Genomic DNA, 24,992 nt, shown 5'->3' with positions numbered 1-24,992 from the left:
GCGGTACTAGGAGGACCCTGTGACAGCCAGAAAATCAAAACCAAGAGGGTTGGGTCGCGGGCTTTCGGCGTTGATGGCAGATGTCACACAAGAGCCCCAGGGACGCGTGCCAACTGATTCACGGCGGCCGGACCTGACGATTCCAATCGAAAAGCTTCACGCAAACCCAAATCAGCCGCGCCGCACTTTTGCCCGGGAACATCTGGATGAGCTTGCCGCTTCGGTCAAAGAGAAGGGGATCATTCAGCCGCTGATCGTCCGCGAGATTGCCGAAGGCGATTATGAAATCGTCGCGGGTGAACGCCGCTGGCGCGCGGCGCAAATGGCGCAGTTGCATGATATCCCCGTTATCGTTCGCGATTTTGATGACACTGAGGTTCTGGAAGTCGCCATTATCGAAAACATTCAGCGCGCGGATTTGAATGCGGTGGAAGAGGCGGCCGGCTATAAGCAGCTGATGGACCGCTTTGGTCATACGCAAGAAAAGCTGGCTGAAGCATTGGGCAAAAGCCGCAGTCATATTGCCAATTTGCTGCGCCTGTTGTCCCTGCCAATGGATGTACAAACCCTTGTAATAGAAGGAAAATTATCGGCTGGCCATGCGCGAACGCTGATCACGGCCGAGAATGCCTCGGACCTTGCAAAGCAAATTGTCAAAGATGGGCTGTCGGTGCGGGCAACGGAAGCGCTGGTGAAGAAGCAACAGCAGGGGGATGCGGCCCGACCGGCACCAAGGTCTCGGGATCTGAATGCGGGTAAAGATGCGGATACCCGGGCGCTGGAAAAGGATCTTTCCGCGATTCTGGCGATGAAAGTGGCGATCAATCACAAAGCGGGCTCGGAAACGGGGCAGGTGGTCCTGACCTATGAAAACCTGGATCAACTGGATGATCTTTGTTCCAAGCTCAGCCGCTAGGGCGGGTCCAGATAAAGAACATCACGCCGCCTAGTACAATCGCCTGGATGATCAGGACATGAGACGGCGCAGACATCATGACCGATAGTCCAAATACGGCGGTGACCGACAGGGTGGCCGCCTTTTTTGCGGCCGGACGAATCGCGCCTGAACTCTGCCAATCGACGATCATTGGGCCAAACAGTCGGTGCGTTATCAGCCAGCTATGCAGCCGTGAAGACGAGCGGGCAAAGAAGAAGGCGGCGAGTAGCAGAAATGGAACCGTTGGTAGTAGGGGAAGCACCACCCCAACAGCGGCCAGCCCGACGCATAACAATCCAAGCCCTGCCCACAGATATTGCATGGTCTACCCCAAAAGTTCGCGGATCACCGCGTTCAAGACGGCCCGCCCGTCGGTTGTGGCCATCAGTCTACCATCCAGCATTTGAACCATGCCGATATCCTGAAGATGGCCCAATGGGTCTTGTGGTAAGGGGTGGCCTGATATTCCCATATATCTATCTATATCTAGCCCGCCGGTAACCCTAAGACCCATCATAAGGTATTCACTTGCCTGGTCTTCACGCGACAATGCGGCGCGTTCTTTCTCTCCGCTACCACAGGAAGCCGCGTCCAACCACCGCTGCGGATTCAGATAGGTTTCAGTCGCGTATTTCTGGCCATTCTGGGTGATCCGTCCATGGGCGCCGGGGCCAATACCGACATAGTCACCATAGTGCCAATAGATCAGATTGTGCTGTGATTCCGCGCCGGGGCGGGCGTGGTTCGATACCTCATAGGCGGGCAGACCATGAGCCTCGCAGATTTCTTGCGTGGCCAGATACATATCGGCGGCGCTATCATCCAAGGGCAGGCCGCGCAGCTTGCCCACGGCATAGCGATCACCAAAGGCGGTTCCGTCTTCTATGGTCAGTTGGTACAGCGACAGGTGATCGACCGCCATCGACAGGGCTTCGGTCAACTCTGCGCGCCAGGCATCAAGGGTTTGATGTTGCCGCGCATAGATCAGGTCAAAGCTAACCCGTTCAAAACAACGACGGGCTATGTCATAAGCAGCCCGCGCTTCGGCCACGCTGTGAATGCGGCCCAACCGGCGCAGATCGTCATCATTCAGCGCCTGTACCCCCATCGAGATACGGTTGACGCCTGCTTCTCGGTAGGCAGCGAACCGTCCCGCCTCGACCGAGCCGGGATTGGCTTCAAGTGTGATTTCCATGTCATTGGCGGGGTGCCAAAGGGCGCGGGCGGTATCAATCACTGCGGCGACGGTTTCGGGATCCATCAGAGACGGGGTGCCGCCGCCAAAAAAGATCGTGTTCAGAACACGGTTGGGGGTCTCGGCGGCGCAGCGGTGCAGCTCGGTCAGATAGGCCTCAAGCCATTGTTTTTGATCGATTTCACGGGAAACATGGCTGTTGAAATCGCAATAGGGGCATTTGGCCTCGCAAAAGGGCCAATGCACATACAGGCCAAAGCCCCCGTTGCGCCAATCATCCGCCAAAACAGCCTTTCACGAACATCTCAACCGCGCGACCGCGATGGCTGATCTTGTTCTTTTCCCAGCGATCCATCTGCGCAAAGGTGATGTCATGGCCCTCGGGCACAAACATCGGGTCATATCCGAACCCGTCCGCGCCACGGATTGGCCAGACCAGATGGCCAGGGGCGATACCCTCGAACACCTCGTCATGGCCGTCGGGCCAGGCCAAAACCAGAGTGCAACGGAATTGCGCGGTGCGGGGATGGGCGGCGTTCTTCGCCTCAAGCTCTTCATGGGCGCGGGTCATGGCCATCAGGAAATCGCGGCCATTGCCGGTTTCTGCCCAATCGGCGGTGTAGACGCCCGGCGCCCCGTCAAGCGCGTCGATGGTGATCCCGGAATCGTCCGACAGGGCAGGAAGGCCGGTGGCTTTGGCGGCGGCATGGGCCTTGATCCGGGCATTGCCGACGAATGTATCCTCGGTCTCTTCCGGTTCAGGTAGGTCCATGTCGGCGGCGCCGATAACGGTGACACCAAAGGGTTCAAGCAGATGTGCCATCTCCTCAAGCTTGCCTTTGTTATGCGTGGCCACCAGCAACCTGTCGCCGTCGAACTTGCGGGTCATGCGGTGGCGGCCTTTTGCGCAGCAGCCAGTTCACTAACGCCCTGTTCAGCCAGATCCATTAGTTGATCCATCTGAACGCGGCTAAAGACCGAGCCTTCGGCGCTCATTTGAACTTCGATCAATTTGCCGGACCCGGTCATGATAAAGTTGCCGTCCACGCCGGCTTCGCTGTCTTCGGGGTAATCCAGATCCAGCACCGGTTGACCGGCGTAGATACCGCAGGACACGGCTGCAACCGGATCAACCAGCGGGTCCGAGATCACGTCACCCGTTTTCATCAGCTTGTTGACCGCAAGACGCAGCGCAACCCAACCGCCTGTGATCGAGGCACATCGGGTGCCACCATCGGCCTGGATCACATCGCAGTCGACGGTGATCTGGCGTTCACCCAAGGCAACCCGATCGACACCTGCACGCAGGGCACGGCCGATCAAACGCTGGATTTCCACGGTACGACCACCCTGCTTACCGCTGGCAGCCTCGCGCCGCATCCGTGTATTGGTCGCACGGGGCAGCATGCCGTATTCAGCGGTAACCCAGCCCAGGCCCGAACCCTTGATGAACGGTGGCACGCGATCTTCGATCGTGGCAGTGCACAATACATGGGTATCGCCCATCTTAATCAGGCAGGAACCTTCGGCATGTTTGGTAAATCCTGTTTCGATTGAAACGGCGCGCATTTCGTTTAGATCACGTCCTGAGGGTCGCATGGGAATTCCTTTGTTTGCTGGTTTGGGGATACCGCCCCGCAGCGTCAGGATGCAACCCTGATTGACCTTTCGCCTACCTGCTATTTAATGGCCATCCAGCAGAGGATTGCCGATGAGTGACGCAAGCAAAATTCTGAACGAGATGAATGACCGGTCGCGCGAGGTGTTTCGGCTGATCGTCGAAAGCTATTTGGATAGCGGTGAGCCTGTCGGCAGCCGTACCCTGACGCGCACTTTGTCGGAAAAAGTCAGTGCGGCGACGGTTCGCAATGTGATGCAGGATCTTGAGTTTCTGGGCCTGCTCGACAGCCCTCATGTCAGTGCGGGGCGGATTCCGACGCAACACGGGTTACGGATGTTCGTGGACGGATTGCTGGAGGTCGGTGATCTGGGCGCGGATGACCGGCAGAAGCTGGACGACACACTGGGCGCTAACTCGGGGGATGTCGGCGGGATGCTGGACCGTGTCGGCGCGGCCTTGTCACACGTGACACAAGGGGCCTCGCTGGTTTTGACGCCGAAACACGAAGCGGAAATCAAACATATCGAATTTGTGTCGCTTGGGCATGACAGGGCCCTGGTGGTTTTGGTCTTTTCCGACGGTCAGGTGGAAAACCGGCTGTTCAAGCCGCCACCCGGGCAAACGCCCAGCTCGATGCGGGAAGCGGCGAATTTTCTGAACGCGCTGATCGAGGGCCGCACCATCAGCGAGGTTCGCCGTCAGATGCTGACCCAGATCGATGCGCGGAAACAGGAAATTGACGTGCTGGCCCGTGAAATGGTCGACAGCGGCATGGCCGCATGGGACGGGGATGATGGCGACTCGGCTCGTTTGATCGTCCGAGGGCGGGCGAATCTGCTGGGTGAACGTGGCGAAGCAGATGAGTTGGAGCGCATTCGCACCCTGTTTGACGACCTCGAACGCAAGCGCGACATCGCCGAATTTCTGGAATTGACCGAAGAAGGCGAAGGTGTACGCATTTTTATCGGGTCTGAGAACAAACTTTTCTCACTTTCGGGTTCCTCTTTGGTGGTGTCTCCATATATGAACGCTGATCGTAAGATAATCGGTGCGGTTGGGGTCATCGGGCCCACACGTCTGAATTATGGACGGATCGTGCCGATCGTGGATTATACGGCGCAACTGGTCGGCAAACTGATATCCGACCGGAGCTAGAGGGTAAGAGATGGCAGAGCCCAAGAACGAAGATTTTCTGGACGATATCGCAACGGCCGAGGCCGAAGAGCTGGCTGATGAATTTGCTGAGATCAGCGAAGAAGCGCTGGAGCTGGATGAGCTGCGCGCCGAGCGCGACGACTACAAAGACAAATTCATGCGTGCATTGGCCGATGCGGAAAACGCGCGCAAGCGCGGCGACAAGGCTCGGCGCGATGCCGAACAGTATGGCGGCTCGAAACTGGCTCGTGACATGCTGCCGGTCTATGACAATATGAAACGCGCGCTTGAGGCCGCAACCGACGAGCAAAAAGAGGTCGCAGGTGCTTTGCTGGAAGGTGTTGAACTGACCATGCGCGCGCTGAAGGACGTGTTTCAGAAACACGGGATTCAGGTGATCACGCCAGAAGTTGGCGATCGGTTTGACCCCAATGTGCATGAGGCGATGTTCGAGGCCCCCGTGCCCGGAACACGCGCCGGTGACATCATCCAGGTATCTGCAGAAGGCTTTATGCTGTACGACCGGCTCTTGCGCCCCGCGCAGGTGGGTGTGTCGTCCACGCCGGCAAGCTAAGCGCTTAAGATATCAATCAATTATTGAGGCGGTCAGGATCTGGCCGCCTCTTTCAATTTATAGATCAGGTCCAATGCCTCGCGCGGGCTTAGCTCATCCGGCAAGATCTCACCCAACATATCCGCAACGGGTGAAGCTTTTGGGGGAGGCGGTGGCGGCGGGGCAGCCGAGAACAGCGGCAGATCGTCGATCAAAGCCTTTTGCTTGCCGCCTTCGCGTTCGGTTTTCTCCAGCTGGTCCAGCACAACGCGGGCACGTTCGACAACGGATGCCGGCAGGCCAGCCAGTTGCGCCACCTGGACACCATAAGACCGATCCGCGGCGCCTTTGTGAACCTCGTGCAAAAAGATCACCTCGCCCTCCCATTCCTTGACCGCAACGGTGGCGTTGTCGACACCTACCAGATTTCCGGCCAGCGCGGTCAGCTCGTGATAATGCGTTGCAAACAGCGCGCGACATTTATTGGCGGCGTGCAGATGTTCGAGCGTGGCCCAGGCGATGGAAAGCCCGTCATAGGTGGCCGTCCCGCGTCCGATTTCATCCAGGATGACCAGCGCATGATCGTCGGCCTGATTGAGGATGGCGGCGGTTTCGACCATTTCAACCATAAAAGTCGACCGCCCCCTGGCCAGATCGTCAGATGCCCCGACACGGCTGAACAGCTGGCTGACCACACCGATATAGGCTTGTTCGGCCGGAACATAGCTGCCCATCTGTGCAAGCAGGGCGATCAGCGCATTCTGCCGCAGGAAGGTTGATTTACCCGCCATGTTGGGGCCGGTCAGCAACCAGATTGCAGCACCATCTTCGGCGCTGAGATCACAATCATTGGCGATAAACGCGTCACCGCTTTGTTGGCGTAGCGCATGTTCAACAACCGGATGCCGCCCGCCCTGAATATCAAAGGCACGAGAAGCATCGACCTGCGGGCGACACCAGCTCTCGCCCCGTGCCAGATCGGCCAGCGCAGTGGTTAAGTCCAGCTCTGCCAGCCCGCGCGCGGCTTGGTTCAGTTGCGCAGCACGGGTAAGAATCTCATCAGAAAGCCTTTGATAGAGCCGCTTTTCGATCTCCAAAGCATGATTTCCGGCGTTCAGGATACGGGTTTCGATCTCGGACAGTTCTACTGTCGTGAACCGCACCTGATTGGCCGTGGTTTGCCGGTGGATATAGGTTTCGGAGTACGGCGGGTTCAACATCTTCTCGGCATGGGTGGCCGTGGTTTCGATGAAATAGCCCAGCACGTTGTTATGTTTGATCTTCAGCGAGGTGATGCCGGTGTGCTCGGAATATTTCTGTTGAAATCCGGCGATGACCGAGCGGCCTTCGTCGCGCAGGGTGCGCGCCTCATCCAGTTCCGCGTCATAGCCGGGGGCAATGAAGCCGCCGTCGCGCGCCATCAGAGGCGGCTCGGCCACAAGCGCCTCATCCAGCAGGGTCAGCAGATCATCAAAGCCCGTCAGGTTTTGCACCGCAGTGGCCAGCAGGATCGGCAGATCCCCCGTCCCGCACAGTTCGGCTATGGTTGCAGCCTGCGCCAACCCGTTTCGGATCGCGGCCAGATCGCGGGGGCCGCCGCGTTCCAGCGACAGGCGCGACAAGGCGCGGTCCAGATCGGGGGTTTTGCGCAGGGCATCGCGAAGATCTTGGGCGATCAGGCTGTCCTCAGCCGCGAAACTCACCGCATCCAGCCGCCCGTGGATCACATCCAGATTGCGCGAGGGGCTGGACAGGCGCTGTTCCAACAACCGCGCGCCGCCCGGCGTGACTGTACGGTCAACCACCGACAAAAGCGATCCGGCGCGCCCGCCAGACAGCGACCGGGTCAGCTCCAGATTGCGGCGCGTTGCGGCGTCGATCTGCACCACGCGGTCCTCGGATTCTTTCAGCGGCGTTTGCAGCAGGGGCAATTTGCCTTTTTGCGTGATCTCCAAATAGTCAATCAATGCGCCCATAGCGGACACTTCGGCCCGGCCAAAATTTCCAAACGCGTCCAGCGCGCCCACGTGAAACAGAGCGCAGATGCGCTTTTCAGCCGCCGTGCTGTCGAAACTGGCACGGCCGATGGGCGTCAGTGAGATGCCCAGATCGCGGGCAGGTTCGTGCAGGACCTGTTCGGCCCCGTCCGCCACGATCAGCTCCGACGGAGCCAGCCGGGCCAGTTCAGGGCTTAGGCGCACAGAGGTCAAAGGCATCACGTGAAACGCCCCGGTTGAGATATCGGCCCAGGCAAGCGCCGCTTCATCCCTCACCTCGGCATAACAGGCCAGAAAGTTGTGGCGGCGCGCCTCTAGCAGCGCGTCCTCGGTCAGTGTTCCGGGTGTCACCAGCCGGACAACACCGCGCTTTACCACTGATTTAGAGCCTCTCTTCTTGGCCTCAGCCGGGCTTTCCATCTGTTCGCAAACGGCCACGCGAAAGCCTTTTCGGATCAGCGTCAGCAGGTATCCTTCGGCGGCATGGACCGGCACACCGCACATCGGGATGTCGGCGTCGTTGTGCTTGCCGCGTTTGGTCAGGGCGATGTCCAGCGCCTCGGCGGCGTTGACGGCATCCTCGAAAAACATCTCGTAGAAATCGCCCATCCGGTAAAACAGAAGGGCGTCGGCATGGGCCTCTTTGATTTCGAGATATTGCGCCATCATCGGCGTGACTGTGGACAAGGCTGATCCCTTTTGACGGCGTTCGGTCGCGACCTTACAAATCCGCCATCTGGTGCGAAAGGCAAAAGTATTCTCGTTGAGGCGCGCGCGTGCCTGCGCTATGAGGCAGAAGCCCCGTAGTTGCAGAGAAACGACGTATCAAATGCCCAAAGCGAAGATCACCAACGAAGAGGCGCTGGCCTTTCACCTGGACCCAACTCCTGGCAAGTGGGAGGTACAAGCCACCGTTCCCATGACCACGCAGCGCGACCTGTCGCTGGCCTACAGCCCCGGCGTGGCTGTTCCATGTGAAGCAATCGCGGAAAATCCAGAAACGGCCTATGACTATACCAACAAGGGAAATCTGGTCGCCGTGATCTCGAACGGGACGGCGGTTTTGGGTCTTGGTAATCTGGGCGCGCTGGGCTCAAAACCGGTGATGGAGGGCAAGTCAGTCCTGTTCAAGCGTTTCGCTGACGTAAACTCGATCGATATCGAGTTGGACACCGAAGACGCGGATGAGTTCTGCCGCGCCGTGCGTCTGATGGGCCCGACCTTTGGCGGCATCAATCTGGAAGACATCAAGGCGCCCGAGTGTTTCATCATCGAACAGCGCCTGAAGGAAGAAATGGATATCCCCGTCTTCCACGATGATCAGCATGGCACGGCGGTGATCTGTGCAGCGGGCCTGCTGAATGCGCTGCGTATCTCGGGCAAGAATATTGAAGATGTGAAGATTGTTCTGAACGGTGCTGGGGCTGCTGGGATAGCGTGTATCGAACTGCTCAAGTCCATGGGCGCGCGGCATGAAAACTGCATCGTGTGTGACACCAAAGGCGTGATCTATCAGGGCCGGACCGAGGGCATGAACCAGTGGAAATCGGCCCATGCGATCACCACGGATCTGCGTACGCTGGAAGACGCCATGAAAGGCGCAGACGTCTTTCTGGGCGTGTCGGTCAAAGGGGCTGTGACGCAAGATATGGTAGCCAGCATGGCCGATAACCCGGTGATTTTTGCGATGGCAAACCCCGACCCCGAGATCACACCGGAAGAGGCGCATGAGGTGCGCGTAGATGCCATCGTCGCCACAGGGCGCAGCGATTATCCGAACCAGGTCAACAACGTGTTGGGCTTTCCCTACCTGTTCCGCGGTGCTCTGGATATCCACGCCCGCGCCATCAATGACGAGATGAAAATTGCCTGTGCCCACGCCCTGGCCAACCTCGCGCGCGAAGATGTCCCGGATGAGGTCGCGATGGCCTATGGTAAGTCGCTGACCTTTGGGCGCGATTATATTATCCCGACACCTTTCGATCCGCGCCTGATTCACCGCATTCCGCCCGCCGTTGCGCGGGCTGGGATGGATACCGGCGCGGCGCGGCGCCCGATTATCGACATGGACGCGTATGAGCTGAGCCTGAAATCCCGCATGGATCCGACCGCCAGCATTCTGCGCGGCCTGAACGCGCGGGCCCGTCAGGCGCAAAGCCGAATGATCTTTGCCGAGGGCGACGATCCGCGTGTGCTGCGGGCTGCGGTGATGTATCAACGCTCGGGCTTTGGTAAGGCGCTGGTCGTAGGCCGCCCGGATGACGTCAAGCAAAAGCTGGAAGAGGCCGGGCTGGGCGATGCTGTGCGTGAGCTGGAGATCGTGAATGCCGCCAACACTGCGCATCTCGATACCTATTCTGATTTTTTGTACGATCGCCTGCAGCGTAAAGGCTTTGATCGAAAGGATATTCATCGACTTGCCGCGCGCGACCGGCATGTGTTTTCATCGCTGATGCTGGCGCATGGGCATGGCGACGGTTTGGTCTCGGGCGCGACGCGTAAATCGGCGCATGTGCTGGATCGGATCAACCATGTGTTCGACGCAGATGCGGCCCGTGGCGCGGCGGGTGTGACGGCGCTGTTGCACAAGGGGCGGATCGTGCTGATCGGCGACACTCTAGTCCATGAATGGCCGGACGAAAACGATCTGGCCAATATCGCCGAGCGTTCAGCAGCCGTTGCCCGCCATATGGGGCTGGAGCCGCGCGTTGCCTTTGTCAGCTTTTCGACGTTTGGCTACCCGGTGTCGGAGCGGGCCGAAAAGATGCACCGCGCTCCTGCCGTTCTGGATCAGCGTGGCGTAGATTTCGAATACGAAGGTGAAATGACGGTGGACGTGGCGCTGAATGTCGACCAGCAGTCAAACTATCCGTTCCAGCGCCTGACCGGACCGGCGAATATCCTGATTGTCCCAGCACGGCATTCGGCCTCGATCTCGACCAAGTTGATGCAGGAAATGGGTGGGGCCACGGTGATCGGTCCGATCTTGTCGGGCATCGACAAGCCGATTCAGATCTGTTCGACCATATCGACGGCCAATGACATTCTGAACATGGCCATTCTGGCCTCCTGCGATATTGGTTAAGCCATGACAATCTGGAATCTAGGCTCGATCAACGCAGACATGATTTATGATGTGCCACACCTGCCGGGCGCGGGTGAGACGCTTTCGGCCAACCGTTTGGATCGGTTTCTGGGCGGCAAGGGCGCGAATATGTCCGTCGCCGGCGCGCGGGCCGGCGCGCGGGTGGCGCATATTGGGGCCATAGGGCCCGACGGGCGCTGGGCGCGTGACAGGCTGACCGAATATGGCGTCGATACCCGTTGGATTGCCGAGGTTTCAGATCCTACCGGGCACGCCATTATCGCCGTAGACGCCGAGGGTGAAAACAACATCATCCTGTTTCAAGGCGCAAATCATGCAATTACGTCAGATCAACTGGGCCAGGCGCTGTCATCGGCGGATCAGGGTGATCTGATTGTGACGCAAAACGAAACCAACTTGCAGGTCGAAGCCGCAAAAATGGGCCGCGAAATGGGGCTGACTGTCTGTTACGCGGCGGCCCCTTTTCAAGCCGATGCAGTGCGGGCGGTTCTTCCGTATCTGGATTTCCTGATCCTAAATGAAGTCGAGGCCGAGCAGCTGCGGCAGGCAACCGGGCAGGGCCTGTCCGAGTTGGGGATAGAGCATGTCATTGTGACCCTCGGATCAAAGGGCGCGCGATATCATCATAAGGGGACGACCTCGGATTTTTTGGCTCACAAGGTTCAGGCGGTGGACACAACTGGTGCGGGCGATACGTTCACAGGTTACGTTCTGGCAGGAATGGATCGTGGCATGCCGATGGAGCAGGCAATATTGCAGGCAAACCGGGCTGCCGCGTTGATGGTGACACGGCACGGTACGGCGGATGTCATTCCTGATCTGAAAGAAGTGCGCGAAGCGCGCTTTGATTAAGACCCGGCAAAGGGCGCGTCACTGCCCCACAGCTGTTTGACGCGGGCGTCGCGACCGCAGGCTTTGCGATAGGCCTTATAGGCGTTGCGCTGGCGTTTGGGACCGAACCGCGTAAAGACCAGTTTTTCGCCCTTATAGTAATCCTGATGATAGGCTTCGGCCGGGTAAAACCGGTCCTGTTGCAGGATCGGGGTGACAATCGTTTGACGCAGGACGTTCTGCGCTTTGGATTTTGCAGCCTCGGCCAACGCCTTTTCGCCTGTATTAGAGACGAAAATCGCTGTGCGGTAACTCTCTCCACGGTCGCAGAACTGTCCGCCCGCATCCGTAGGGTCGACCGAGCGGAAAAACAGGTTCAGCAGGGTTTCACGGGAAACACGGGCCGGGTCAAAGGTAATCTGAACCGCCTCGTAATGGCCGGTGCCGCCTTTGGTTACCTCGCCATAGGTCGGGTCCGCCGTTGCGCCCCCGGTATAGCCCGAGACCGCCTGAATCACGCCCGGCACGGATTCGAAATCGGATTCAACGCACCAGAAACACCCCCCGGCCACGGTCAGCGTCTCGGTTCCGGCAGCCGGTGCAGGCGCGGCGCGCAGCATTGCGACGATGAGGATCAGCGCAAACAGAAGCCAAGGTTTGACAGCGTCAATGTATGTGGTTCGGATCATGGCGGGTCTCCTTCCATGATCAGACTGCCTTGGGAAACCCCCGGGCGCAACGCGCTGACATCTGTTCTCACGCGCTGGTGAGACGAGTTTATCGCCTCAGCCCAGCAACTGCCCAAGCTTCATCGCCACACCCATATTGCCCGAGATCTTGAGCTTGCCCATGGCAATACCGGTCATCGGGTTCAGCTTGCCGGTCAACAGCTTGGTCAGGTTCTCTTGCGAGATACGGATGGTGCAATCAGTGTCCTGATCCTGCGTCGTCGCCTGATTGTCGGCCAGAACAATCACACCGGCATCACCGCAATCGAATTTCAACGACCCATCGAAGTTTTTGCCATTCAGACCGTTCTGAATACCTTCTGCGATATCCTGCAACATGCCCCATCCTTTCTGTGTTGTGACTTGGGTAAAGACATATCCTGCGGTGGAGCAAGAGTGACCTGACGGGAGGTGGCAAAAATGGACGCATAAAAAACCCGGCATCCTGAGGGGCTGCCGGGTCTTCAGGTCAAAATCTCAGCTGTCTTACTTCGACAGGCGTTTGTCGCGTGCGGCCAGAAGTTTCAAGCGCAGGGCGTTCAGTTGGATGAATCCCGCAGCGTCTTTCTGATCGTAGGCACCAGCATCTTCTTCGAAGGTCACGTGCGCCTCGGAATACAGCGAGTGTTCCGACCATCGACCCACGGTCGATGCCAGACCTTTGTACAGTTTCACGCGCACGGTGCCGGTGACATGATCCTGAGATTTGTCGATGGCGGCCTGCAACATTTCCCGCTCGGGCGAGTACCAGAAGCCGTTATAGATCAGCTCTGCATATTGAGGCATCAGCTGGTCCTTCAGATGCATCGCGCCCCGATCCATGGTGATGGATTCGATGCCACGGTGTGCTTCCAACAGGATTGTGCCGCCCGGTGTTTCATAGATACCGCGGGATTTCATGCCCACGAACCGGCCTTCAACCAGGTCCAGACGGCCAATGCCGTGCTTGCCGCCATATTCGTTCAGCTTGGTCAGGATGGTCGCGGGGCTCATCGCCTCGCCATTGATGCTGACCGCGTCACCTTTTTCGAACCCGATCTCGATGAATTCTGGTTTATTCGGCGCGTCCTCGGGGTGGACCGTGCGCTGATAGACGTAATCGGGCGCCATATCGGCGGGGTCTTCCAGAACCTTGCCCTCGGATGAGGTGTGCAGCAGGTTGGCATCAACCGAGAACGGCGCCTCGCCCCGCTTGTCCTTGGCGATCGGAATCTGGTTCGCCTCGGCAAATTCCAGCAGCTTGGTCCGGCTGGACAAGTCCCACTCGCGCCAGGGGGCTATGACCTTGATATCGGGATTCAGCGCGTATGCCGCCAGTTCGAACCGTACCTGATCGTTGCCCTTGCCGGTCGCGCCATGAGATACGGCATCCGCTCCGGTCGCCTCGGCAATCTCGACCAGACGTTTCGAGATCAACGGGCGCGCAATCGAGGTGCCCAGCAGGTACAGGCCCTCATACTGCGCATTCGCGCGGAACATCGGAAAGACGAAATCGCGGACGAATTCCTCGCGGATGTCCTCAATATAGATGTTTTCGGGCTTGATCCCCAGCAGCTCGGCCTTCTTGCGGGCGGGCTCCAACTCCTCGCCCTGACCCAGATCGGCGGTGAAGGTTACGACCTCACAACCATACTCGGTCTGCAGCCATTTCAGGATGATCGAGGTATCAAGGCCACCGGAATAGGCCAGAACAACTTTCTTGGGCGCGGACATCTGACTTCCCTTTATGCGTAGAACGACTGGCCCCTAGCGGGTTTTGAACGCGGGGGCAAGTTATCTGCGTTGACGCAGGTCGGGATTTGGGGTGAAACAGAAGGAAAGAAAACAAGGATTGGTTGAAGGGATAGATTTCAGATGTTGGGTTGGAAGATTTTTGCACATTCGGTGCGGATGGTTTTTGGGAATCTCAAACAGGTTTTGCAGATTACCTTCGGGCCATCTTTGGTTGCGACAGCGGTGATTGTCGCCCTGTTTTTTGTATTGGACGTTCCGCTGGATCAACTCAATACAACCACCGGAGAGTTGCCTGCAGGCGTTTCGAGCGGATCGGTGATTGGCTTTCTGGTGGGCTTTATGGCCGTGATATTTGTGACGATGTTCTGGATTGTGGTGTCGTGGCACCGCTTTGTCCTGCTTGAAGAATATCCAAGAGGTATATTCCCAACCTTCCGGTTCGATAGAATTCTGGCCTATTTCGGGCGGGTTCTTCTGTTGGGTATCCTGATGGCTATCGCGTTCCTGCCGGCGGGCGCGGTACTTTCAGCGCTGGGTGGTGGAGCATTGTCAGTTGTGTTTGTCATTGTCATTGTCGTCTTCCTCATCATCTGCTTCTACCGTTTGTCCATAATCCTGCCCGCAGCAGCGATTGGGCAACCGTTGACGCTTGGGCAAGCTTGGAACAACACCGCCGGTGCGGGTGGTGCGATCATCGTTCTTTTGCTTGTAAGCTTTGTGTTCCAGGTCGTGGTCCAGTTGGTCTTTACAGCGCTCGCTTTCATCCCGGTTCTGGGTGTTTTGCTCTCACTGTTTTTTGGGGTTCTGGTTTTGCCGCTGATCAATGTAAGTATCTTGACCACCATGTACGGCGTGTTCGTTGAAAAGCGCCAGCTGACCTGAACTCGTACACATATGTATTCCTTGCTCTTTCAGCGATGATGGGGCAGGGAAACCGGCATGAGTGATTTCATGACCCGCGCCCGCGCTGCCGAACAGGCGATGCGCTCTGTGTTTCCGGTGACGCCTCTGCAGCGCAATGCCCATCTGTCTGATCGTTTCGGGGCCGATATCTGGCTGAAACGTGAGGACCTCAGCCCGGTGCGGTCCTACAAGATCCGCGGTGCGTTCAACGCCATGCGCAAACAGCAGAGGCAGAACCTGTTTGTCTGCGCCAGTGCGGGAAATCATGCGCAGGGCGTGGCCTTTATGTGCAAGCACATGGATGTGAAGGGTGTGATCTTCATGCCCGTGACGACGCCGCAGCAGAAAATCCAGAAAACTCGTATCTTCGGCGGCGACAATATCGAGATTCATCTGACCGGCGACTATTTCGATGACACGTTGGCCGCCGCGCAGGCGTGGTGCACCGAACAGGGCGGCCATTTTCTGTCGCCCTTTGACGATGTTGATGTGATCGAGGGGCAAGCCTCGCTTGCGGTTGAGATCGAAGCGCAGTTGGGTGGGTTGCCGGACCACATCCTTTTGCCAGTAGGTGGTGGCGGCATGTCTGCGGGCGTGGCTACGTGGTTTGGCGATCGGACCCATTGCCTGTTTGTGGAACCCAATGGCGGTGCCTGTCTGCACGCGGCAATGGCAGCAGGACATCCGGTGGCATTGGATCAGGTGGACAATTTCGTTGACGGTGCTGCCGTTGGTCGGATCGGTGAAAAACCGTTCGAATTGCTGAAATCCCGTCATCTGTCGGATGCTCTGGTCCTGTCCGAAGACCGAATCTGCACAACCATGATCGAGATGCTGAATGTCGAGGGCATCGTTCTGGAACCCGCCGGGGCCCTCGCGATTGAGGCGCTGAGCGATATTCAGAGTTTTATCCGAGGGAAAACCGTTGTCTGCGTAACCTCTGGCGGCAACTTCGATTTCGAACGTCTGCCCGAGGTCAAGGAACGCGCGCAGCGCTATCTGGGGGTGAAGAAATACTTCATCCTGCGCCTGCCACAGCGCCCTGGCGCATTGAAAGAGTTCCTGAACATCCTTGGCCCCGAGGATGACATTGCGCGGTTTGAATACATGAAGAAATCGGCACGAAACTTCGGCTCGGTTCTGATTGGTATCGAAACCCGCAAGCCCGAAAACTTTGCCCGTCTGTTCGCGCATCTGGATGAAGCCGGGTTCACTTTTACGGATATCACCGAGGACGAGACCCTCGCCCAGTTTGTGATCTGAGCAAATGACCAGACTGCAATGTTGTCTGTCGCAGTGATAGATCAACTGCGCCTGAAACAGACAATATACAGGGCCGGGTTGTCACCCATCGCTAGCTACCTGCTTGCTGCCTGTACGGCGCCGCTCAGAGCTCGTTCAATCCTGCCTGAAACTCCGTTGCTGAGGTCCGAAATGTGCCGACTATTTCGGCGATATCGACGGTTGCGGCCTGACCCTGTGCCGAATGGCGCTCACCATCCTGGCAGAGCCTGGCCAATGTCCTGAATCCCAGACTAAGCGCGCTGCCCTTCAAGGAGTGTAGATGCTGTTCGAAGTCAGACCGATCATCATCGACCTGCAAATGCTCCAGGCCTTCTTGCACCTCATCGAGAAAGATTTCCACTACCTCGTCAAACTCGTCGGCGCCGACCTCGTCCCGCAGCTGTCTGACCCTGGACCAGTCGATCATGGCCATCCTTTCCCTAAAGATAACGACCCGATTATCACTACAGGCCGTTGGTAAATCCGTGGTTAAGATGGATGCATTTACGACCTTCACAGGATGTTAAACAGCCGTGCGCTAGGGTCGTCCCGTTCCGCATTATGTGGCAGAGCTGAGGGTCAGGTGGCAGAGGTCAGTCAGGCAGAAACAAAGGCAGAGCTGGATTTTGGTGCGATTCGCAAGGTGCTGGTCGTTGATGACAGTCGTCTGCAACGTCGTATCCTTGTGGCCTCGCTGAAGAAATGGGGCTTTGAGGTGCTCGAGGCCGATAGCGGAGAGGCCGCCATCGAAATCTGTGCTGCCATGTCCCCCGATCTGGTCCTGAGCGACTGGGTCATGCCGGGGATGAGCGGGCTGGAATTCTGTCAGGCATTTCGGGCGCTGGAGAATGACGAATACAGCTATTTCATCCTTCTGACTTCAAAAAGCGAAAAGCAGGAGGTTGCGCGCGGACTGGATGCCGGGGCGGATGATTTTCTGATCAAACCTCTTGAGGCCGATGAATTGCGGGCGCGCATATCTGCGGGCGCACGGATATTGGATATGCAGCGTGAGCTGTCTGATAAGAACCGTATGATCGAGACCGCGCTCGAAGAATTGAAAGTGGTCCATGATGCGATCGACAAGGACCTGATTCAGGCGCGTAAGATACAGGAATCTCTGGTCCCCGAACTCATGCGTGATTTCGGTAGGTCGCGTATCAGCATGTTGCTGAAACCTTGTGGGCATATCGGTGGCGATCTGGTGGGAATGTTTTCACCGGGGGTCAACCGTGTGGGGTTTTACAGCATCGATGTGTCCGGCCACGGCATCACCTCGGCGATGATGACAGCACGGCTGGGCGGGTATCTGTCCAGCAAACATTTCGATCAGAACGTGGCGATGGAAAAGCGGTTTGATAAATTTTACGCATTGCTACCACCTGATCAGGTGGCAGAGATGCTCAATTCCCGCCTTTTGGCCGATGCTGGCGTCGAAGAGTATTTTACCATGGTCTATGCCATTATCGACCTGCGAAACGGACATCTCAAGATGGTGCAGGCAGGGCATCCGCATCCACTGCTGTTGCGACAGGATGGTGGGACCGAGTATCTGGGGCAAGGTGGTTTGCCCATCGGACTGTTGCCGGATGTCACGTTTCAGCAAACCGATACCTACATGAAGCCCGGTGACAAGCTGTTGCTATATTCAGACGGATTCACGGAATGCCGGATGCCGGATGGATCCCTGCTGGAAGAAGAGGGGCTGTGCAGAATGGTGACGGATTGTGCGACCGATCTCAGCGGGCCCGAATTTCTGGACGATATGTTCTGGCGGCTGACACAGGCCATGGATCCGGACCAGGGTATGGATGATGACGTATCTGCGGTTTTCTTTGAATACAGCGGGCCTTAAAGCCCCATCAGGTGTCCCGAAGCGAAATGTCGGTCGCCGCTGTTGCCCAGCATCTGCGCAGCATCCGCACTGTCCAGCCAAAGGGCTTCGTGGAATGGCTCTGAAGGTGGACCTATGCGGCGCACAGGGCGGGCTCGATATATCAAACAGACCTTTTCGGCCCAAAGGTCATATTCGGGCATGTATGTGAAACGGCGAAAGGCGCCGACCCGCCGCGGGCTGGCAATCAACCAGCCGGTTTCTTCAAAGACTTCGCGATGCAGGGCGGTGATGGGCGATTCGCCCGGGTCAATACCGCCACCCGGCAACTGTAGATCAGGGCCGGGCTCTGTCTGGCAGGTCAGCAACAGATGTCGTCCTCGAGGCAACAATGCGTATACACCCACACGTCGTGTGTATTTGCGCCCCGCTTGTGGGGTTTCACCGAACCGTCTGATCATGTATGGCCCCTTACAACCCGAAATCTTCGACCTATATGCTGGCGGTATGCCAATCTGTGGCGTTTAAGGAAACCCCATGTCTCTTGGAACAAAAATCGCGTGGGACGACACCGTCCTGCCCTTTCAACTTGATATACCGGATATGCGCGGACGTGTGGCGCGGCTGGACGGAGTGTTGGATGGCATTCTGAAACAGCACGACTATCCCGAAAAGGTCGAGGCTTTGGTGGCCGAGATGGCCTTGCTGACTGCTCTGATCGGCCAGACCGTCTCGCTGCGCTGGAAGCTGTCGCTTCAGGTTCAGTCCAAAGGCGCCGTTCGGATGATCGCAACCGATTACTACGCTCCGCAGGCCGAGGGCGAACCGGCTCGCATCCGCGCCTATGCCAGTTTTGACCCGGACCGCCTGACCGATTCCACACCGTTTGATCAGGTGGGTGAAGGTTATTTCGCCATCATGATTGACCAGGGCGAGGGCACGCAACCTTACCAGGGGATCACACCGCTGGCTGGCGGCTCTCTCAGCGCATGCGCAGAGGCGTATTTCGCACAGTCCGAACAGTTGCCGACGCGGTTTTCACTGAGCTTCGGAAAATCAACTGAACCTGGCGTCGGTGAGCACTGGCGCGCAGGCGGCATCATGCTGCAGCACATGCCCAAAGCGTCACCATTTGTAGCCAATGCAGAGGGTGACGGTCAGATTTTGTCGGCGGATGATCTGGTTGACGGTGAAGAAGGTGAAAATTGGGGGCGCGTCAACATCCTTCTGGATACTGTTGATGACCTTGAACTGATCGGCCCTTCGATTGCGCCAACCGACCTGTTGATCCGGCTGTTTCATGAGGAACAGCCACGGGTTTATGATGCGCAATCGGTTCAGTTCGGCTGCACCTGCTCGGAAGAGCGCGTGCGCCAAAGCCTGTCGATCTATTCGGCGCGCGACATCGAAAAGATGACAACCCCCGAGGGCCAGGTCACCGCCGATTGTCAGTTCTGTGGTGCCCATTACGTATTGGACCCCGTCACCGTTGGCTTCGATGCCGGTGAGGCCTGATCCAACAGAACAGCTGCGGGCGGCCCTGAGCCGCCCCGGCAACGGGTCCAGTGATTTCGATCTGAACCCTGATGCGGTTTTGCCAGCGGGGCGCAAGCTGCGTCCAGCCGGGGTTCTGGTTCCGATTCTTGTAACGGATGAGGCCCCGCGCCTGCTTTTGACCAAGCGCTCGTCGGCGCTGAAACACCATCCCGGCCAGATCGCCTTTCCTGGCGGAAAACAGGATGAGACCGATCCGGATGTAACCGCAACCGCCCTGCGGGAAGCACAGGAAGAGATTGGCCTTTCCTCGGATATGCCTGAAATTCTCGGGCATTTGCCTACCCATGAAACCGTGACATCTTTTGTCGTAACCCCGGTTGTCGCGATCCTACGAGACGGGTTCGACCCAATTCCTGAGCCGGGTGAAGTTGACGAAGTTTTTTCAGTCCCACTTGCGCATGTTCTAAACCCTGCGAATTATATCGTTGAGTCGCGTCGCTGGCGGGGCCAGCGGCGGTATTATTTCACCGTGCCCTATGGCCCTTATTACATCTGGGGGGCTACGGCCCGGATGTTGCGGGGCCTGGCTGCGCGGGTGAGTGAATGATGAAGCTATCAGAAAGCTGGGTTACAAACCCGGCAACCCAGACAGTCTGCGCCGTTTTGATCGATGCCGGTTTTCAGGCGCTTTTCGTCGGCGGTTGCGTCCGCAACGCGCTTTTGGGGGCGCCGGTCTCGGATCTGGATATTGCCACGGACGCTCCGCCCCAGCAGGTGCTGGATTTGATGCGGGCGGCGGGGTTGAAGGCCATTCCAACTGGGATCGAGCATGGCACGATAACCGTTGTCAGCCAAAGCATCCCGCATGAGATCACGACCTTCCGGCGAGATGTCGAAACCGATGGCCGCCGGGCTGTTGTGGCGTTCTCGGACAATGTTGATGAAGATGCCGGCCGGCGCGATTTCACCATGAATGCGCTGTATGCCCGCCCGGATGGGACGCTTTTGGACCCGCTGAACGGACTGCCCGATCTAAAGGCCCGAAAGGTCCGGTTCATAGGCAACGCTCAGCACCGCATCCGCGAAGACTATCTGCGGTCTCTGCGCTATTTTCGGTTTCATGCCTGGTATGGGGATGTCGAAGCCGGGTTTGATCCCGAAGCGCTGTCGGCCATTGCAACCAATCTGGACGGATTGGCAAGCCTGTCGCGCGAACGGGTTGGGGCCGAGTTTATGAAATTGCTGACCGCGCCTGACCCTGCGCCTTCGGTCGCTGCCATGCGCAGCACGGGCGTTCTGGCACAGATATTGCCGGGGGTTGAGGATCGATCACTTGCCCCGCTGATCGCCTTGGAACAGCAGGCTGGGGCAAAGCCCGAGCCGGTCCGGCGGCTTTCCTCCATCGCCACGCCCGAGATTGCCCAGACCCTGCGTCTGAGCAAGGCCCAGATGCAACGCCTGACACGGATGCGGGATGAGGCCGCGGGAACCGCGGGCACTGCCGAGCTTGGGTTCCGTTATGGCGAAGAGGACGGCCTGCACGAAGTTCTGCTGCGTTGTGCTTTGTTGGAACAGCCCTGGTCCGAGGATAAGCGGCAAGCGCTCCGGGACGGGGCGGCAGCGGATTTTCCCGTGCGGGCCGCTGACCTGATCCCTGACTTTACCGGCCCGGCGCTGGGCAAGAAACTGGCCGAGCTTGAGGCGCGCTGGATCGCCTCGGGTTTCACCCTGACGCGCTCCGAGTTGCTGGTCGAGTAAATTGAAGTCTCAAAAGGGGATGACAAGCCGGATCGTTTGTGTTTTCTTGCGCCTGTAACATGAATGGAGGGATGCGAATGTATTACGGGATCTGGTTCGGCTAAAGCCATAACACTTGACCCGTAGGGGTGGTGTTCTGGCGCCATCTTTTTTCGCATGACTTGTTATCTGCTCAATCGGAGCACTCTCTATGTTTCGCTATTTCGAAAATCTCGTCGACCCTTTTGTCGACTACGAAGAAACCGACACGCCGCCGACACGGCTGTGGCCGTTTATGTTGAACTATTCCCGCCCTTTTATGCGGGTCTTCTTCTGGGCCGGATTGATTTCGGTCGTGGTGGCCGCGGTTGAGGTCGGTCTGATCTATTATATGGGTCGCGTTGTTGACTTGCTGTCCGCCCCGCCGGACGAAGTTTGGCAGACCCATAGTACGGAACTGATCCTGGTGGCGCTTTTTGTGCTGCTGCTGCGACCCATGCTGCATGTCGTTGACGTGCTGTTGCTGAACAACACGATCCTGCCGAATTTTGGCACTTTGATCCGTTGGCGCGCGCATAAGCACGTGTTGCGGCAATCGGTGGGCTGGTTCGAGAATGATTTTGCAGGCCGCATTGCCAACCGGATCATGCAGACGCCGCCCGCTGCGGGTGAGGCCGTGTTTCAGGTGTTTGATGCGATTTCCTTCTCGCTGGCATACCTGATCGGCGCAGCCATTTTGTTGATGACGGCTGATGCCCGGCTGCTGTTGCCGTTGTTGATCTGGCTCGTGCTGTATGGGTTTCTGGTGCATTGGACGGTGCAGCGGGTGGGACCGGCTTCGAAGGCTGCCTCAGACGCGCGCTCGGCCGTAACGGGCCGGGTTGTGGACAGCTATACCAATATCCATTCCGTAAAGATGTTTGCCCATGGGGCACAGGAACTGGATTATGCGCGCGAAGCGATCGAGGAAACCCGCCGTACCTTTCAGGCTGAGATGCGGATTTTCACCATCATGGATGCGGTTCTGGTTGCATTGAACGGGTTGCTGATCGTTGGTGTGGTTGGCTGGGCGATTGCTCTGTGGATGCAGGGCAGTGCTACGGTCGGTGTGGTCGCGGCGGCCACAGCCCTGACCCTGCGCCTGAACGCGATGACCGGATGGATCATGTGGGCGCTGACCAGTTTTTTCCGCCAGCTTGGTGTCGTTGCCGAAGGTATGGAGACGATCGCTCAGCCGATCGACCTGTTGGATGCGCCGCAGGCCAAACCCCTGCATCTGTCCAACGGCAAGATCGAGGTTCGTGATCTGTCGCATCATTACGGTCGCAAGACCGGCGGGCTGGACCATATCAACCTGACCATCGAGCCGGGCGAAAAGATCGGTCTGATCGGACGGTCGGGAGCTGGGAAATCGACCCTAGTTAAGCTCCTACTTCGGTTCTACGATGTGGAGCAGGGGGCCATTTTGATCGACGATCAGGACATTGCTCGGGTCACTCAGGACAGCTTGCGCATCCATATCGGTATGGTGCAACAGGACAGCGCGTTGCTGCACCGCTCGGTGCGCGACAATATCCTCTATGGCCGCCCCGAGGCTTCCGAAGAGCAGATGATTGCCGCGGCCAAACAGGCCGAGGCGCATGAGTTCATCCTTGACCTGCAGGACCCGAAGGGGCGTACCGGCTTTGATGCGCATGTGGGCGAGCGGGGCGTGAAGTTGTCAGGTGGTCAGCGGCAGCGGGTGACGCTGGCGCGGGTGATCCTGAAGGACGCGCCGATCCTGTTGCTGGATGAGGCGACCTCGGCGCTGGATTCAGAGGTCGAAGCATCGATTCAGGAAACGCTCTATGGCATGATGCAGGGCAAATCCGTGATCGCGATTGCCCACCGCCTCAGCACCATTGCCCAAATGGATCGCATCCTGGTGATGGATGGCGGCCGGATCGTCGAGCAGGGCACCCATTCCGAATTGCTGTCACAGGGCGGGCTTTACGCCCAGTTCTGGGCACGGCAATCTGGGGGCTTCCTGAACACGGAGGCAGCTGAGTGAAACTTGCCGATCTCATAGATCCGTTCAAACCCACCGAAACGCCCCCGCCGCAAAGGCTGGGGGCGTTCATTCGCTGGTGCCTGTCCGGAGCTTGGCCGATGATCCTTGTCGCCTCCGTGTTTTCGGCCTCTGCCGGGGCGATGGAGGCCGGAACCGCCTGGATGCTGGGTCTGGTGATCGACATGGCAAACGAAAGCGGGCCGGATGGGGTTCTGACGGCGGGCAATCTTTGGATAATTGGAGGGGTCGCCGCATTTTTCATGCTGCTGCGACCGGCGCTGTTTGGTCTTTCGGCCTTTTCCAACAACTATATTGTCATGCCCAATATCCCGCCCCTGGTTCTGGCCAAGCTGAACCGGTGGACTTTGGGTCAGTCTGTGACCTATTTCGACGACGATTTTGCCGGGCGGATCGCTCAGAAACAGATGCAAACTTCGAACGCGATGGCCTCGGTCGTGTCCGAGACGATAAGCGCAATGGTTTTTGCGCTGGCGTCTCTGGCAGGGACTTTGCTTTTGTTAGGGTCTATTCATCTTCTGGTCATGCTGCCCTTCGCCGCCTGGTTGGCGGTGTATTTCCTGCTGATCCGCTGGTATTTGCCACGCATCCGGGCACGCTCAGCGGCGCGGGCCGGGGCGCGGGCGATGGTGTCGGGGCAGGTGGTCGACACGATCACCAATATCAAAACCGTCAAGCTGTTCGCCCATTCCGAGTTCGAGGATCAGGCAGCCCGAAACTCGATGGTCGATCTGCGCGAAAAGATGCTGGCCTTTGGCAAGCTCTCCGCCAGTTTTAGGTTCATACTGATGGTTCTGGCCGGGGTGTTGCCTGTGCTGTTGCTGGGGGTGACCTTGCTGCTGTGGCGGTCCGGGATGGCCAGCGCTGGTGATATCGTTGCGGCGGGCGCGATGTCCGTGCGAATTTCGCAGATGACCGGCTGGGTCAGTTTCACGCTGATGGGGCTCTATGCCAATGTTGGTGAGATCGAGAATGGCATGAAGACGCTCGCCAAGCGTGATCGGGTCGAGGATGCGGCAGGGGCGGTCAGGCTGAGCGTGCCAGAAGGTCAGATCGAGTTTGACCATGTCAGCTTTGCCTATGGCGGTGACATCGGTGGCGTGACCGACGTGCACATGACCGTACATCCTGGCGAAAAGCTGGGTATCGTCGGGGCATCGGGTGCGGGGAAATCTACGCTCGTTTCGCTTCTACTCAGGCTCTATGAAGGGGAAAACGGCGCAATTCGGATTGATGGGCGGGATGTGTCACAGGTGACGCAGGACAGTCTGCGCAGTCAAATCGGAATGGTCACGCAGGAAACTGCGATGTTCAACCGCTCGGCGCGCGAGAATATCCTATATGGCCGTCCTGATGCCTTAGAAGACGATATGATCGCCGCGGCGCAAAAGGCCGAGGCGCATGAATTTATCCTTGGCCTGCGGGATGCCCATGGTCGCAAGGGCTATGATGCTCATCTGGGCGAGCGCGGCGTCAAACTGAGCGGCGGTCAGCGGCAGCGGATTGCGCTTGCACGCGCCATCCTGAAAAACGCGCCGATTCTGGTGCTGGATGAGGCGACCTCGGCCTTGGATTCCGAGGTCGAAGCCTCGATCCAGACCGCGTTGCATCGGGTGATGCAGGGCAAGACGGTATTGGCGATTGCACATCGGCTGTCGACGCTAAGCGAGATGGACCGGATCGTCGTTCTGGATCAAGGGCAGATCGTTGAAATGGGAAGCCATGACGACTTGCTGGAGCAGGGCGGGCTTTATGCCCGGTTCTGGGATCGCCAATCGGGCGGGTTTATTCAGGCCGCCGCCGCCGAATAAG

At 58.0% G+C, this 24,992-nt stretch carries 23 protein-coding genes; 13 read left to right on the top strand and 10 right to left on the bottom strand.

What is annotated here, in order from left to right; translation table 11 throughout:
• Positions 1-19 precede the first annotated feature (19 nt).
• Positions 20-916 carry a ParB/RepB/Spo0J family partition protein gene (locus tag AC2FJW_RS18005; protein ID WP_142637412.1) on the top strand — a complete coding sequence of 299 codons (897 nt, stop codon included), beginning with the start codon at positions 20-22 and terminating at the stop codon, positions 914-916.
• Here AC2FJW_RS18005 and AC2FJW_RS18000 read toward each other — a convergent pair.
• Genes AC2FJW_RS18000 through rph form a run of 4 tightly spaced genes read right to left on the bottom strand, consistent with a single transcriptional unit; the run spans position 906 to position 3,731 of the window.
• Positions 906-1,259, bottom strand: coding sequence for a YbaN family protein (locus AC2FJW_RS18000; RefSeq protein WP_142637410.1), 354 nt, complete (start codon positions 1,257-1,259; stop codon positions 906-908). The two genes, AC2FJW_RS18005 and AC2FJW_RS18000, sit on opposite strands and share 11 nt — an antisense overlap.
• A 3-nt stretch (positions 1,260-1,262) precedes the next feature.
• A complete protein-coding gene (hemW, locus tag AC2FJW_RS17995) occupies positions 1,263-2,417 on the bottom strand; it encodes a radical SAM family heme chaperone HemW (RefSeq protein WP_496710543.1) in 1,155 nt (384 codons plus the stop codon).
• Complete coding sequence (rdgB, locus tag AC2FJW_RS17990) at positions 2,407-3,021, bottom strand: RdgB/HAM1 family non-canonical purine NTP pyrophosphatase (RefSeq protein WP_496710544.1); 615 nt, start codon at positions 3,019-3,021, stop codon at positions 2,407-2,409. Before rdgB ends, hemW begins: the two co-directional genes overlap by 11 nt.
• Positions 3,018-3,731: a ribonuclease PH gene (gene rph, locus AC2FJW_RS17985; protein WP_496692602.1), complete on the bottom strand. Its 714-nt coding sequence runs from the start codon at positions 3,729-3,731 to the stop codon at positions 3,018-3,020. The genes rdgB and rph overlap by 4 nt, the downstream gene beginning before the upstream one ends.
• A gap of 112 nt (positions 3,732-3,843) precedes the next feature.
• Here rph and hrcA point away from each other — a divergent pair, with 112 nt between their 5' ends.
• Complete coding sequence (hrcA, locus tag AC2FJW_RS17980; protein WP_281995819.1) at positions 3,844-4,908, top strand: heat-inducible transcriptional repressor HrcA; 1,065 nt, start codon at positions 3,844-3,846, stop codon at positions 4,906-4,908.
• A 10-nt stretch (positions 4,909-4,918) separates the two neighbouring features.
• Positions 4,919-5,482 carry a nucleotide exchange factor GrpE gene (locus tag AC2FJW_RS17975; protein WP_142637400.1) on the top strand — a complete coding sequence of 188 codons (564 nt, stop codon included), beginning with the start codon at positions 4,919-4,921 and terminating at the stop codon, positions 5,480-5,482.
• Between the two features lie 32 nt (positions 5,483-5,514).
• Here AC2FJW_RS17975 and mutS read toward each other — a convergent pair whose 3' ends face one another.
• Positions 5,515-8,127 carry a DNA mismatch repair protein MutS gene (gene mutS, locus AC2FJW_RS17970; RefSeq protein ID WP_496750958.1) on the bottom strand — a complete coding sequence of 871 codons (2,613 nt, stop codon included), beginning with the start codon at positions 8,125-8,127 and terminating at the stop codon, positions 5,515-5,517.
• A 160-nt stretch (positions 8,128-8,287) separates the two neighbouring features.
• Here mutS and AC2FJW_RS17965 point away from each other — a divergent pair, with 160 nt between their 5' ends.
• Together AC2FJW_RS17965 and AC2FJW_RS17960 are read left to right on the top strand one after the other, a co-directional pair.
• Positions 8,288-10,543, top strand: coding sequence for an NADP-dependent malic enzyme (locus AC2FJW_RS17965; protein WP_496750930.1), 2,256 nt, complete (start codon positions 8,288-8,290; stop codon positions 10,541-10,543).
• 3 nt (positions 10,544-10,546) lie between these two features.
• Positions 10,547-11,416 carry a ribokinase gene (locus AC2FJW_RS17960; protein ID WP_496690211.1) on the top strand — a complete coding sequence of 290 codons (870 nt, stop codon included), beginning with the start codon at positions 10,547-10,549 and terminating at the stop codon, positions 11,414-11,416.
• Here the strand turns inward: AC2FJW_RS17960 and msrA are convergent.
• The 3 genes from msrA to AC2FJW_RS17945 form a co-directional block, all read right to left on the bottom strand.
• Positions 11,413-12,084: a peptide-methionine (S)-S-oxide reductase MsrA gene (msrA, locus tag AC2FJW_RS17955; protein ID WP_496750928.1), complete on the bottom strand. Its 672-nt coding sequence runs from the start codon at positions 12,082-12,084 to the stop codon at positions 11,413-11,415. The two genes, AC2FJW_RS17960 and msrA, sit on opposite strands and share 4 nt — an antisense overlap.
• A gap of 96 nt (positions 12,085-12,180) precedes the next feature.
• Positions 12,181-12,462: an SCP2 sterol-binding domain-containing protein gene (locus tag AC2FJW_RS17950; protein ID WP_496703247.1), complete on the bottom strand. Its 282-nt coding sequence runs from the start codon at positions 12,460-12,462 to the stop codon at positions 12,181-12,183.
• Between the two features lie 147 nt (positions 12,463-12,609).
• Positions 12,610-13,836: an argininosuccinate synthase gene (locus AC2FJW_RS17945; RefSeq protein ID WP_142637390.1), complete on the bottom strand. Its 1,227-nt coding sequence runs from the start codon at positions 13,834-13,836 to the stop codon at positions 12,610-12,612.
• 177 nt (positions 13,837-14,013) lie between these two features.
• Between AC2FJW_RS17945 and AC2FJW_RS17940 the strand changes: the two genes are divergently transcribed.
• Both AC2FJW_RS17940 and ilvA read left to right on the top strand, forming a co-directional pair.
• Positions 14,014-14,739: a hypothetical protein gene (locus tag AC2FJW_RS17940; protein WP_496750926.1), complete on the top strand. Its 726-nt coding sequence runs from the start codon at positions 14,014-14,016 to the stop codon at positions 14,737-14,739.
• Positions 14,740-14,796: 57 nt separating this feature from the next.
• Positions 14,797-16,023, top strand: a complete 1,227-nt coding sequence (gene ilvA / locus AC2FJW_RS17935) for a threonine ammonia-lyase IlvA (RefSeq protein WP_496750925.1) — start codon at positions 14,797-14,799, stop codon at positions 16,021-16,023.
• 124 nt (positions 16,024-16,147) lie between these two features.
• Here ilvA and AC2FJW_RS17930 read toward each other — a convergent pair whose 3' ends face one another.
• Positions 16,148-16,471, bottom strand: coding sequence for an Hpt domain-containing protein (locus tag AC2FJW_RS17930; protein WP_496750923.1), 324 nt, complete (start codon positions 16,469-16,471; stop codon positions 16,148-16,150).
• Between the two features lie 156 nt (positions 16,472-16,627).
• Here AC2FJW_RS17930 and AC2FJW_RS17925 point away from each other — a divergent pair, with 156 nt between their 5' ends.
• Entirely contained in the window at positions 16,628-17,899 is a 1,272-nt protein-coding gene (locus AC2FJW_RS17925) for a PP2C family protein-serine/threonine phosphatase (RefSeq protein ID WP_496750921.1), read from the top strand.
• Here the strand turns inward: AC2FJW_RS17925 and AC2FJW_RS17920 are convergent.
• A complete protein-coding gene (locus AC2FJW_RS17920) occupies positions 17,896-18,339 on the bottom strand; it encodes an NUDIX hydrolase (protein WP_271950593.1) in 444 nt (147 codons plus the stop codon). The two genes, AC2FJW_RS17925 and AC2FJW_RS17920, sit on opposite strands and share 4 nt — an antisense overlap.
• A 76-nt stretch (positions 18,340-18,415) precedes the next feature.
• Between AC2FJW_RS17920 and hslO the strand changes: the two genes are divergently transcribed.
• The 5 genes from hslO (at position 18,416) to AC2FJW_RS17895 (ending at position 24,991) form a co-directional block, all read left to right on the top strand.
• On the top strand, positions 18,416-19,393 hold the full coding sequence (gene hslO / locus AC2FJW_RS17915; protein ID WP_271950591.1) for an Hsp33 family molecular chaperone HslO: 978 nt from the start codon (positions 18,416-18,418) through the stop codon (positions 19,391-19,393).
• Positions 19,377-19,982, top strand: coding sequence for a CoA pyrophosphatase (locus tag AC2FJW_RS17910; protein ID WP_496750919.1), 606 nt, complete (start codon positions 19,377-19,379; stop codon positions 19,980-19,982). The genes hslO and AC2FJW_RS17910 overlap by 17 nt, the downstream gene beginning before the upstream one ends.
• On the top strand, positions 19,979-21,133 hold the full coding sequence (locus tag AC2FJW_RS17905) for a CCA tRNA nucleotidyltransferase (protein WP_496750918.1): 1,155 nt from the start codon (positions 19,979-19,981) through the stop codon (positions 21,131-21,133). The genes AC2FJW_RS17910 and AC2FJW_RS17905 overlap by 4 nt, the downstream gene beginning before the upstream one ends.
• Before the next feature lie 190 nt (positions 21,134-21,323).
• Entirely contained in the window at positions 21,324-23,162 is a 1,839-nt protein-coding gene (locus AC2FJW_RS17900; RefSeq protein ID WP_496750917.1) for an ABC transporter ATP-binding protein, read from the top strand.
• On the top strand, positions 23,159-24,991 hold the full coding sequence (locus AC2FJW_RS17895) for an ABC transporter ATP-binding protein (RefSeq protein ID WP_496698719.1): 1,833 nt from the start codon (positions 23,159-23,161) through the stop codon (positions 24,989-24,991). The genes AC2FJW_RS17900 and AC2FJW_RS17895 overlap by 4 nt, the downstream gene beginning before the upstream one ends.
• Position 24,992: the final 1 nt, after the last annotated feature.

It is taken from the genome of Ruegeria sp. CDSA020 (assembly GCF_059612345.1).
This window is presented reverse-complemented; position numbering and strand designations above follow the sequence as displayed.